Source organism: Lysinibacillus sp. FW12 (assembly GCF_050817245.1).
In the GTDB taxonomy this organism is placed as follows: Bacteria; Bacillota; Bacilli; order Bacillales_A; family Planococcaceae; genus Lysinibacillus; species Lysinibacillus irui.
The window spans coordinates 934595-946351 of the sequence record NZ_CP139094.1 but is presented as its reverse complement, the minus strand read 5'-3'; the positions used below and the strand labels follow the sequence as shown (position 1 = coordinate 946351).

Below are 11757 nucleotides of genomic sequence, written 5' to 3'. Positions count from 1 at the left end.
TGTTTAGTTCGCTTATTTATCGTTTAGTGCTACAATTCCTGGAAGCTCTTTGCCTTCCATTAATTCTAGGGAAGCACCGCCACCTGTAGAAATGTGATCCATTTTGTCCGCCACTTCAAACTTTTCAACAGCAGCTGCTGAATCACCACCACCGATCACTGTATAGCCTGTTGTTGCCGCCATTGCATCGGCAACTGTTTTTGTACCGTTTGCAAATTTATCCATTTCGAAGACACCCATTGGACCATTCCAAATGATTAATTTAGAGTTTTTAATCACTTCTGCATAGTGAGCAGCCGTTTTTGGTCCAATATCTAGACCCATCCAATCAGCTGGAATAGCGTCTACATCAACGATTTGTGTTTCTGCATCTTGTGAGAATTCATTGGCAACGACAGCGTCGATTGGCATATGTAATTGCACGCCTTTTGCTTTTGCTTTTTCAATGAAAGATTTAGCTAGCTCGATTTTATCTTCTTCTAACAAAGATTTACCGATATCGTGCCCTTGTGCCTTGATAAATGTAAATGATAAACCACCACCGATAATTAAGTGATCTACTTTTTCTAATAGGCTTTCAATTACGCCAATTTTATCTTTTACTTTAGCACCACCGATAATTGCAGTAAATGGATGCTCAGGGTTAGATAAAGCTTTTCCTAATACATCTAATTCCTTTTGCATAAGGAAACCAGAGACAGCTGGAATATGCTTAGCAATCCCTTCTGTAGAAGCATGTGCACGGTGAGCTGCACCGAAAGCATCATTGACATAAATATCCGCTAGCTGAGCAAATTGCTGTGCTAATGCTGGATCATTTTTCTCTTCCCCTGCATGGAAGCGAACATTTTCAAGAAGAAGAATGTCTCCATCCTGCATGTTTGCAACGGCTTCTTCCACCGCTTGCCCAATAGATTCGTCAAGCTTCGTAACAGGCTTGCCCATTAATTCAGCTAAGCGAATACCAACAGCTGTTAAACGCATGTCTTCTTTTACATCACCCTTTGGACGACCTAAGTGAGAAGCTAAAATAACTTTAGCACCTTGCTCTACTAAATACTCTATTGTAGGAATAGCTGCACGAATACGTGTTTCGTCGGTAATGGCACCATCTGCCATTGGAACATTAAAATCTACACGTACAAAAACGCGTTTACCCTTTACATCAATATCTTTCATTGTCTTCTTATTTAACATGAAGAAACTCCCTTCAAAGTTTGTTTTAGTTTTACATCCTTGTGTTTTACCCATCTTGGCTCCACACCATGCTTACTAAATTGAAAAGGCATGTTGGTACTTTTTCGATCATCATCTACGAGCATTGAATTCTTCAACTTTTGATAATGAACCCTAATACTTGTTTTTATAGTAGCAAAAGTTACTTACTATGTCTTGCAATTCACCATGTATCAATTACTCCTCAGCCATAATTGCGTCGAGATTTTTTTGAGCTTGCTCGGACAGCTCCTCTTCAAAATCTGTGACATCCGCTGGGGCCATTATCTTGATTTTAGTCGGTGTTTGGACACCCACTGAATCGAAGTGAACCATTTGCACATTCATTTCACCATCTATAGAGGTGGCTGCTTTCTGCTGAATCAAGATAAAAAAGGGAGTAAGGGTAAAATCCCTTACTCCCATTACCCTTGTATATTATATCTATTGGATATTATAAAGGCTATACTTTTTGTGCATAAAAAGCCGTAATATGTCACACTTTTTACTCAAAATGTCGAAATATGATACTTATTTATGGTTTAATCCTTGTTCAGCAATGTATAAAGCTAAGTCCATTAAGCGAGTAGAGTAACCAATTTCGTTATCGTACCAAGCTAGTACTTTCACCATTTTATTTTCTAAAACCATTGTTGAAAGACCATCTACTGTAGATGAATGATGGTTACCATTATAATCAATAGAAACTAATGGTAGCTCATTGTAGCCTAAAATGCCTTTTAATTCATTTTCAGAAGCTTCTTTTAATACTTCGTTAATCGATTCTCTTGTTACATCTGCTTTTAGTTCTACAACTAAGTCCACACAAGATACGTTAGGTGTTGGCACACGCATAGAGAAGCCATCTAACTTACCTTTTAATTGTGGTAATACTTTTGAAACAGCTACTGCTGCACCAGTTGTTGTTGGAATCATAGACACCGCACCAGCACGTGCACGACGTGGATCAGAGTGTGGGAAGTCAAGGATACGTTGGTCATTTGTATAAGAGTGAATTGTTGTCATCATACCGCGTTCAATACCAAATTTCTCATCTAACACTTTAGCTACTGGTGCAAGACAGTTTGTTGTACAAGAAGCATTGGAGATCACATCATCAGTTGCTGGGTTATAGTCCTCATGGTTTACACCCATAACAAATGTAGGCATTGCCCCTTTAGCTGGTGCAGATAGAATAGCTTTTTTAGCACCTGCTTCAATGTGCTTTCCTACTTCCTCCATTGAACGGAATCGTCCTGTACATTCAAGAACTACGTCTACACCTAATTCGCCCCATGGTAATTGTGCTGGATCTTTTTCAGCATATACTTTTACGCGTCGACCATTTACTACGAAAGAATCTTCATCTGCATTGACTTCAGCATCATAGATACCGTGTACTGAATCATATTTCAATAAGTGTGCAAGCTGACCAGCATCTGTTAAGTCATTGACAGCCACTACTTCGAATTCATCATGCTTCATTGCCTCACGAAATACTAAACGTCCAATACGTCCAAATCCATTAATCGCTAATTTTAATGCCATTGTTAATTCCTCCAATAATGTGTATTGTCTGTCCCTAATAGTAGGAACATTAAATTTGTTTTATGCTCATTCAAAAAGTGTTCCAACACTTTTTGAGATCGAGTGACATGTTTGATATGATCCCCATCATCGATGGTTATTTTCTAAATTAGCAGCAATTGCTTTTGCAGCTGCTTCATCTGTTATAAAGATTGTTTGCTTTGGCGCCACTTTAAAATAAGAAAGCATGGCATTGACTTTTTGTTTTCCTGCAGCCACTGCAATGACTTGCTGACTGTTTTGAACCTGCTCAAGTTGAATACCAATCGTGCGGATACGATGCACGATTTCTCCTTCAGCATTAAAGTAATAGCCAAATGCCTCACTGACAGCGCCTTTTTCCTCTAAAATTCGCAAATCCTCAGGAGATGAATTACGACGAATGGCCATTTCCTCTGCTGAGCCGATCCCATGAATGACACAATCTGCTTGATCATAAAATGCCATCATTTCTGTTACCATCGGCTCTGTCAACATCGCTTGATAAGCCTGCTCACTTAAATGCTCTGGTAAGAATAAAGTGCGGTACTGTGTTTCCATTTGCATAGCAAAGGTTGCAACAAGTGTATTGGCCTGCATTTGCATTTCATGTCCAATTCCTCCCCGTGCAGCAACAAAAGTTATCTTCTTTTGAAGATCCACAGGATGCAAAAATTGTGCAAGAGAGGCAACGGATTTCCCACCAGTGACAGCTACTATTTGCCCATCAAAAGCTGAGGACATAAATTGAAGTGCTGCTTCTTTGCCAAGCAAGGATAGGATTGTATCGTCTTCATTATAGTCACCAGGAACAACGACAACACGATGGATACCGAAATGTTGTTCGAGCTTTTTAGCAAGCTGAGTTAAACCAGACCATTCATAAACAATAGCTCTTAGTTTCTCAATAACAATTTCTCCATCTTCTGTACATACCATACCCGACTTTTGCGAATCTATTAACCCTTGTTCACGTAAAATATCTGTTTCTTTACGAATTTCTCTTTCTGTCATTTTCAATGAATCAGCAAGTGTGCGTCGTCCGATTGGCTGCATAAGTTGAACGGCTTGCAAAATTCGATACCTTGATTGCAGAAGCGGATACATTTCAGGAAGTAGCCTTTGCTGCGCCTCTGGAACAGTTAACATATTTATCTACTCCCTTATCAATAGTTGTGGGTTATTTTTCATCCCACTATATTATTTTGTGTCCCACTTATGATTTTATTATAATATGCATTTTTTTAAAGCGCAAGTAATTGTCTAGTTTTGGATGAAAAAAAGTCCCATAGCCAATAAAAACGGCTACGAGACTTTGGGGAACTTATTTTGTGAAAGATAAAATTGCGTTTTTCTTAAATCCTTCTAAAGCTTTTGTTGCTTCATTTTTATTTGTAAATTCAAAAATTCGAACATCCTTTTTCTCAAAAACTGTAATAACCCACATTGTAAAATCTCCCTTCACATCATCCATTTTTGTAATATAACAACCACTAAAACCTGTGATACATTTGATTAACTGTTTTATAACAACTTCTTACTTGATACCTATTCTACTCCGATTTTTATGAAAAGAAAGTCTAATGTGAAGGTCTTCACAAACTGTTCAATTTCAAAACGCTTTCATTGAACAATTTGTGAATTGTGTGAATTACAGCTAACATTCTAGTCATTTTTACCGTTAATAACTCTTTATATGTTTGGTAACTTAACTGCCTAATTGCTCCATTAACGTGGCATAATCTAAATGACCATACTGGATGACAACACCATCTTTTTCAACTACGGGAATCATTAGCATATATTTTTCATGTATGAAATCATCCTGTTCAATATCGATCATATCAATTTCGAATGGAACATCTTCCTGAACAAGCTTTAATGTTTGCAACCCCTCTACACATAATGGACAATTGGCTCGACTAAAAAATTTTACAATCATGAATAGCACCTCCCACTCTATTATAAACAAAAGTGTGATAAAGAAATGCTTCTATTCATTGATGGCTTTTGATGGAACAGGTTTAGATTCTTTTTGCTTAACCGTCGTATTTTTGCCCACAATGACTGAAAGTACGACAATCATTGCTACAACGACTGTAAATGATGTGATAGATTCATTTAAAAAAAGAGTTGCAAAAAGGATCATTAAAAATGGCTGTACATATTGAATTTGACTCACTCTTGCAATGCCTCCCATAGCCATTCCGCCATACCAAGCAACATATGCTAAAAACTGGCTGACAACGGCTAAGTAGAACAGGCTAAGCCATGCTGTGGCAGGGGCCTGTAGCATATCTGCTGTAAAGCTTAAAAAAACTGGAATGATAAAAAAAGGACCTGCTATTAGAATGGCCCATGCAATAACTTGCCAACTACCTAGTTCCTTGGATAATTGTCCTCCTTCCGCATAGCTAAGACCTAGTATTAGCACTGCCGCTAATAGGGCTAAATCCGCCATATGTAATTGCCCTAAGCCTAGATAGCTAGCATAGATGATGACTGCTATCGCCCCAATGACACTTGATAGCCAAAATTTTAATGAGGGTCGTTCACCTGCTCGAAAGATGGCAAAACCTGCAGTTGCTAAAGGTAATAATGCTAATTCTACTGCGCCATGAGATACAGGCAAACTGGTCATCGCCCAAGAAGTAAGCAACGGAAATCCTAACACCGCTCCAAAGGAGACAATCATTAAGCTCTTAAATTGCCTTGCAGAAGGTAGCCTTTCTTTTCTTACAAGCAACACAATGGCTACAATAATCCCAGCGATTACTGCTCTCCCCAACCCAACGATTGTAGTACCAAAATACGGTACCGCTATACTTGTTGCAGGTAATGTTAAACTAAAGCAAATTACTCCAACAACACCTAACAACAAGCCTATTTTTTCCTTTCTTTTATCCGGCATAATTCTCATCCTTCCATTTTTCTCCCTATCTGTCCCTGGTATAATCAATAGTAAGAGGTACTACATCAAAAATAAACAGAATTTTCTAGCAACTGTCCTGGTACAGATAAGGGGGGAAACGAATTGGAGGCTAAATATTTGGGGATTATCGAGGACATAAAAGATAAGATGGCAAACGGCTTACTCACTACAGGTAGTAAGCTCCCTTCTGTTCGACAATTAGCTGAGCAATTTTCCTGTAGTAAAAATACAGTAATCAGAGCGTACAATGAGCTGGAAAAGGAACATTTTATTTTTTCCATTCCAAAAAGCGGTTACTATGTTGTGAATAAATTAGAGCAGCCAACCACATCACAATATGTCGTTGATTTTTTGTCTGCAGGTCCAGACAAAACGATTATGCCTTATATTGAATTTCAGCATTGTATCAATCAAGCCATCGATATCTATAAGGAAGAATTATTTAGTTATAGTGACCAACAAGGCCTTTACTCTCTTCGTGTTCAAATAACGAAGTATTTACAAAGCTTGCAGGTCTTTACCGATCCTGATCGCTTATTTATCGTTTCAGGCTCTCAGCAAGCCTTACATTTATTAGTGTCCATGCCATTTCCGAATGGCAAAAGTAATATATTAATTGAACAGCCTACCTATTTCGGTTTTATAGAATCTGTTCACCTACATCAGGCTACTACCTTTGGGATTGATTTGACGATGGAGGGTATTGATTTAGAGCGACTCGAATATATTTTTCGCAATAATGATATCAAGTTTTTCTATATAGTGCCGAGATTCCAAAATCCTCTCGGTCATAGCTATACAAATGCTGAAAAAAGAAAAATTGTAGAACTAGCAGAAAAATATGATGTTTATATTGTGGAGGATGATTTTTTAGGAGATTTGGATCCAGACTCTAAATCGGATCCATTGTTCGCTTATAATCCTTCTGGCAGAATTATTTATATAAAAGCTTTTCAAAGGTGTTTCTCCCTGGCCTCAGAGTTGCTACTGTCGTACTCCCAACTATAATGATGAATCATTTCTTGCGTTATAAATTAAGTGCAGATTTCAATAGCGCTGTTCTCTCACAGGGTGCCTTAGATATTTATTTAAAAAGTGGTATGTTTAATAGCCATATTAAAACGATAAAAGCACTTTATGTAGGAAAAATGAAGGCTTTACAGGAGGCTTGCGAATCATTACTTCCAAGTCATACTAACTTCACGAAACCTGTATCAGGCTTTTATCTGTCAATCGTTCTTCCTGACAATGTGAGTGCTAAGCAGACAGTGCACCTATTAAAAAATAAAAATATTTTCATGGATGATGCTTCTAGAATGTTTTTACCAGAATTTAAAAGGGATAATCTGATTCGTTTAAGTATCTCTCAAGTGGATGAGCAATTCATTCATCACGGCATTGAGGAACTAGCTCAATGTATTTCTTCATTAGAACGTAAGAAGCCTTACCCAAATACCATTCACCTACTATAATCAACAAAAGGCATCGAGTGCGAGCAAGCTACACATCAATGCCTTTCGTTTTTCATGTTATTTTAAGTGACTGTCGAAGAATTTCACCATAGCATTATAGAATTCAATTCTATTTTCTTCATTCGCGAAGCCATGTCCTTCATTATCCTTAAGCATATACTCTACGTCGACACCTCTAGCACGTAAAGCTTCTACAATTTGATCAGATTCTGCTTTATTGACACGTGGATCATTTGCGCCTTGAGCGACAAATAAAGGTGTTTTAATTTTATCCGCATGGAAGATAGGTGAAACAGCTGTTAATAATTCTTTGTCTTTTTCTGGGTGACCTACTCGTTCATAAAACATGTCACGCATAGTTTCCCAGTATGGCGGGATGGTATTTAATAATGTGAAAATGTTAGAAACGCCTACATAGTCAACCGCTGCAGCATATAAATCAGGTGTATACGTAATACCAGCTAGTGTTGCATAACCACCAAAGGATGCACCATAAATACCAATGCGTTCTGGATCTGCAATACCTTGATCAATAGCCCATTGTACGCCATCTGTAATATCATCTTGAATTTTTAGACCCCATTGCTTATTACCAGCTTGAAGGAACTCCTTCCCATAGCCAGTTGACGAACGGAAATTCACTTGTAGTACTGCATAGCCACGGTTTGCTAATAATTGTACTTCTGGGTTAAAGCCCCACATATCACGAGCCCATGGTCCACCGTGTGGATTCACGATAAGAGGGAGATTTTTTGCCTCTTTATTTTTCGGCAAAGTTAAATAACCGTTAATTATTAAGCCGTCTCGACTCTTATATGAAATTGGATGCATTTCAGCAAGCTCCTCTGGGTTTAACCAAGGGCTTAGAGTGGCCAATTCTTTTAATTCGTCCGTAGTGGAATCATAATAATAATATTGCCCATAAACGGTATCACTAGAAACACTAACAATAAATTTTGTCATCTCTTTATTGTAATCATTAATACCTAATTCACTTTCAGGCACACCAAGTTTGTTTTGGATTTTACGGAATAATTTTTCAAAATCCTCGTCAAAGAATTGATAATTTGTTTTATCCGTAATATATGCACCATATAACAATTTATCTTGATCTGCATTATATAGTATACCTGAGACGTCTACTTCATCATTTGACATGATAACTTCTTCTTTACCTTTTAAATCATATTTTACTACTTCTACCTTATCCCGACCTTTATTCGATGTTGCGTAAATGTATTGATTGTCTTTCGAGAAAGCTACTGGCATTACTTCATCTCCAGCCTCAACTTCAATAAATGGTCTAAATTCATCCTTTTCAGAATCTCGATAAAGAATTGTGCCTGCCACACCGTCTGAAGCAACGGCAACGCGCACATTACCGTTTCTATCTGCTAACCAGCTTGTAATATTGCCAGGGTTTTTTGCAACATGAGTCGTTTCCCCTGTTTTTACATTGAGCTTGTACACATCAAAAACAGTGGCATCCTCTTTATTCATCATGATCAATATTTCATCTTTCACACCCTGTAGACCACTTAAAATTCCAACTGTTACGTTTGGATACGGAGTTAAATCTTTTTCCTCTGACCCATTAAATGTTGTAGAATAAATATGGAAGTTTTCATCTCCTCCTTTATCCTTTAAATAAAGTAAAGTATCATCTTTCCAGAAAAAACCTGCAATATCACGATCTTTTGAGCTTGAGACACGTATCGGCTCACTATCATCATTCATTTTTTTCACGAACACATTAGAACGACTCTCCCATGCAGAGGCAAACGTAATGTAATTTCCATCTGGTGAAAGTTCATAACCGAAATTCCCAGGATTTTTCATGAAATCCTCTACAGAAATTTCCTTTACTCCTTCATTATTAGAACCATTCTTTATCTGATTTGCATTGTTTAAAATTTTTACTGCATCTTGTTTCGAAATAAATTCAGTACTTACCACACCATTAAATAAACCAAGTTTATTCGCCTTTTCTAAATACTCAGCAAGTGATGCTTCTTTCTCTTCTTTATTTATAGCTCTTACTAAAATACGAGCAACCTCATCACGTTTTATCATCGAACTTAAATCTGTTAACTCTCCAGCCTTTACCCATTGCCCAATAATCTGTTGGCGCATTGGTTCTGATCCGTGCTGGAATGTTAAAGCTGTTACAGCTAAATTCAAAAATTCCTGTGCTGAAATGCGTTCCTCCTGTGCTACCACGACACTGTTCGTTTCATCTGCAGCACGTACTTCTTGTAGTGTTGTAGGAATGACCACAGATGTTGTTAATATTATCGCTAATGATGCAGATAAAAATCTTTTTTTCAAAATGATTCCTCCTTATATCAGTTTACGTTATACCGATTGTCGATATACCCAAATTATACCAATAATGTAATTAATGTCAATGAAAAGGTCACTAAATATATCCATAAGGAAAGCGAACTAATATGATTAGTTCGCTAATACAGACAGATTAGAATTTTCTGCTTGCTCCTCCTCCTGCAGAAGATCCTCCACCAAAGCCTCCGAAGCCTCCACCACTCGATCGACCTCCACCAAAGCTTCCTGGAAAACCACCAAAGCCCCCAGCTCTTGGACCACCACCGCCTTTTGAAAAGAACGAATAAATGATGAGGACTACAATTATGATTAAGATGATTAACCAAACAGGCATATCTTCACCCTCGTTAGCTCCTACAGGTACTTCACCATTCCAATTATACTCTTCCGCAACAGTGCGAAATACTTCAGCATATGTAGCTTGGAAGGCTTGATCAATGTTTCCCTCACTCGCAGATGGGTAAAATGCATGATCTAAAATACGTCCTAGCTTACCATCTGGTAATGGTCCCTCTAGTCCCTGACCAACAGCTATTACCACATCATTATTGCCTTCACCCTGACCAAAAGTGGCTAGTATTAGGACACCATTATTTTTTTCTTTGTCACCTATTCCCCATGAGCGAATCATTTTGGTTGCATACATCTTTGGCTCCTGCCCGCTGAGACTATCCACTGTGACAACCATAATCTCAGCACCTGTGCCTTGATCTAACTGCTCTGAATAATGATTTAATTGTTCTTTGACATTTGCAGATAAAACATTGGCAAAATCATGGATATACGTATTTTTCATTGGTGATGGCATAGCTGCTTTCGTCATATTCGTACAAAAAAGAAGCACCGAGCAAACGATGATAATCTGTACAATATAACGTTTCATTAGTGTGTACCTGATGATTGACTAAAATCGATTGATGGCGCCTTGTCAGCCCCTGCGGCCGCTTTAAAGTATTCTTTTTGCTCGAATCCAAACATCCCTGCAACTAAATTACCCGGGAAACGTTTAACATGCTTATTAAATTGCTGTACCTCATTGTTATAATCCTCGCGTGCTACAGCTAGACGATTTTCTGTGCCTGCTAATTCATCCATTAACTGACGGAAATTTGCATCAGCCTTTAAATTGGGGTAATTTTCCACTACCACAAGTAATCTGCTTAGTGCGCCAGTTAAAGCATCATTTGCCACAGCTTGCTCCTGCGGTGAATTAGCACTCCCCATTTGCGCACGTGCTTCCGTTATACTTGTTATGACTTCTTGTTCATGATTGGCATAACCTTTTACAGATTCTACTAAATTGGGGATTAAATCAAAACGGCGTTGGAGCTGATTCTCAACTTGAGCCCATTTTGAATCAACATTTTCTTCTGCTGACACCAGGCTATTATATTTAGGAATGAATAATAAAGCGATTACCACAAAAATAATAACAATGACAGCAATAGGTCCGAACGATTTTTTCAAATTTTAATGCCTCCTCAACTTCCTTTTCCTTCTGTCATTAGTCTACATTTTTGCTTTTACATTTATACCGTATGAAATGGAATGGACTCGACATACTAAATACTGCAACAAAATATCTTTGAGGAGGCGTTTTTTTTGTCACAATCGTTTTATAACGAATCATCAAATCAAACAAATTTCAATCAACAACATAGCCTAAATCATGGTGGCCATGAAATGATGGACATACATGAAACGATCGGCGAAATTATTGCTGGTATGAACCAAGCCATTATTTTACGCCCACATGTAAAGGATCCAGAGCTACTAAGCATTTTGGATCGCCAATATAACTTCACTCTAGGTATGTACAATACAATTGTGGAGTCCTTTAAAACTGGTCATGATCCATCTGTGCCAACAGGGCGTTATCAAATGGAGACAGGTAATGACTTTAAATACGGCTTAAATGCTGGTCAACCTAAAAAGCCAATGCAAAATGCCAATGAAATTAATGATGAAGCCATTTCTGGTTTCTTACTTGGTGCTCAAAAAGGGGCAGCTAAATGTATGACTACTGCGGCGATGGAGACAACAAACCCTGTTGTTCGTCGTGTTGTTGCTGATAGTATTCCAAACTGCATCGAAATGGCATACGAATTATCGATCTACCAAAATATGCATGGCTATTATCAGGTGCCTCAGTACTCTGAACAGGATATGCAAACGATGCTTAATGCATACGACACAACATCTAATCCCCTTCATTAAAAAACAGTCCAT

The 11757-nt window shown here is 38.0% G+C and carries 11 protein-coding genes and 1 pseudogene; 2 read left to right on the top strand and 10 right to left on the bottom strand.

The window, feature by feature from the left end:
- Positions 1-12 precede the first annotated feature (12 nt).
- The 7 genes from SJW71_RS04870 to SJW71_RS04840 form a co-directional block, all read right to left on the bottom strand.
- Positions 13-1197 (bottom strand): phosphoglycerate kinase, encoded by a 1185-nt coding sequence (locus SJW71_RS04870; RefSeq protein WP_312506000.1) that lies wholly within the window; start codon positions 1195-1197, stop codon positions 13-15.
- 216 nt (positions 1198-1413) lie between these two features.
- Positions 1414-1563: a hypothetical protein gene (locus SJW71_RS04865; protein ID WP_431811798.1), complete on the bottom strand. Its 150-nt coding sequence runs from the start codon at positions 1561-1563 to the stop codon at positions 1414-1416.
- 183 nt (positions 1564-1746) lie between these two features.
- Positions 1747-2763, bottom strand: a complete 1017-nt coding sequence (gene gap, locus SJW71_RS04860) for a type I glyceraldehyde-3-phosphate dehydrogenase (RefSeq protein ID WP_312506004.1) — start codon at positions 2761-2763, stop codon at positions 1747-1749.
- A 126-nt stretch (positions 2764-2889) separates the two neighbouring features.
- On the bottom strand, positions 2890-3930 hold the full coding sequence (locus SJW71_RS04855) for a sugar-binding transcriptional regulator (protein ID WP_274794374.1): 1041 nt from the start codon (positions 3928-3930) through the stop codon (positions 2890-2892).
- 175 nt (positions 3931-4105) lie between these two features.
- Complete coding sequence (locus tag SJW71_RS04850) at positions 4106-4228, bottom strand: hypothetical protein (protein WP_255250346.1); 123 nt, start codon at positions 4226-4228, stop codon at positions 4106-4108.
- 261 nt (positions 4229-4489) lie between these two features.
- Positions 4490-4723: a glutaredoxin family protein gene (locus SJW71_RS04845; RefSeq protein ID WP_274794375.1), complete on the bottom strand. Its 234-nt coding sequence runs from the start codon at positions 4721-4723 to the stop codon at positions 4490-4492.
- 51 nt (positions 4724-4774) lie between these two features.
- Complete coding sequence (locus SJW71_RS04840; RefSeq protein ID WP_312506009.1) at positions 4775-5692, bottom strand: DMT family transporter; 918 nt, start codon at positions 5690-5692, stop codon at positions 4775-4777.
- A 123-nt stretch (positions 5693-5815) separates the two neighbouring features.
- Here SJW71_RS04840 and SJW71_RS04835 point away from each other — a divergent pair.
- Positions 5816-7185: pseudogene (locus SJW71_RS04835) on the top strand (PLP-dependent aminotransferase family protein).
- 57 nt (positions 7186-7242) lie between these two features.
- Here the strand turns inward: SJW71_RS04835 and SJW71_RS04830 are convergent.
- The 3 genes from SJW71_RS04830 to SJW71_RS04820 all read right to left on the bottom strand — a co-directional run bounded on the left by SJW71_RS04830 (position 7243) and on the right by SJW71_RS04820 (position 10995).
- Entirely contained in the window at positions 7243-9513 is a 2271-nt protein-coding gene (locus SJW71_RS04830) for a S9 family peptidase (protein ID WP_274794377.1), read from the bottom strand.
- Positions 9514-9661: 148 nt separating this feature from the next.
- Positions 9662-10411, bottom strand: a complete 750-nt coding sequence (locus SJW71_RS04825) for a TPM domain-containing protein (protein WP_313469926.1) — start codon at positions 10409-10411, stop codon at positions 9662-9664.
- Positions 10411-10995 (bottom strand): LemA family protein, encoded by a 585-nt coding sequence (locus SJW71_RS04820; protein WP_274794379.1) that lies wholly within the window; start codon positions 10993-10995, stop codon positions 10411-10413. The genes SJW71_RS04825 and SJW71_RS04820 overlap by 1 nt, the downstream gene beginning before the upstream one ends.
- Before the next feature lie 135 nt (positions 10996-11130).
- Between SJW71_RS04820 and SJW71_RS04815 the strand changes: the two genes are divergently transcribed.
- Positions 11131-11745, top strand: a complete 615-nt coding sequence (locus SJW71_RS04815) for a spore coat protein (RefSeq protein ID WP_313469928.1) — start codon at positions 11131-11133, stop codon at positions 11743-11745.
- Positions 11746-11757: the final 12 nt, after the last annotated feature.

What these genes read in the sequence shown, in the direction of transcription:
- SJW71_RS04850 (WP_255250346.1), bottom strand. Translation starts at nt 4,228, where the DNA reads ATGTGGGTTATTACAGTTTTTGAGAAAAAGGATGTTCGAATTTTTGAA.
- SJW71_RS04865 (WP_431811798.1), bottom strand. Translation starts at nt 1,563, where the DNA reads ATGAATGTGCAAATGGTTCACTTCGATTCAGTGGGTGTCCAAACACCG.
- SJW71_RS04840 (WP_312506009.1), bottom strand. Translation starts at nt 5,692, where the DNA reads ATGCCGGATAAAAGAAAGGAAAAAATAGGCTTGTTGTTAGGTGTTGTT.
- SJW71_RS04845 (WP_274794375.1), bottom strand. Translation starts at nt 4,723, where the DNA reads ATGATTGTAAAATTTTTTAGTCGAGCCAATTGTCCATTATGTGTAGAG.
- SJW71_RS04870 (WP_312506000.1), bottom strand. Translation starts at nt 1,197, where the DNA reads ATGTTAAATAAGAAGACAATGAAAGATATTGATGTAAAGGGTAAACGC.
- SJW71_RS04825 (WP_313469926.1), bottom strand. Translation starts at nt 10,411, where the DNA reads ATGAAACGTTATATTGTACAGATTATCATCGTTTGCTCGGTGCTTCTT.
- gap (WP_312506004.1), bottom strand. Translation starts at nt 2,763, where the DNA reads ATGGCATTAAAATTAGCGATTAATGGATTTGGACGTATTGGACGTTTA.
- SJW71_RS04855 (WP_274794374.1), bottom strand. Translation starts at nt 3,930, where the DNA reads ATGTTAACTGTTCCAGAGGCGCAGCAAAGGCTACTTCCTGAAATGTAT.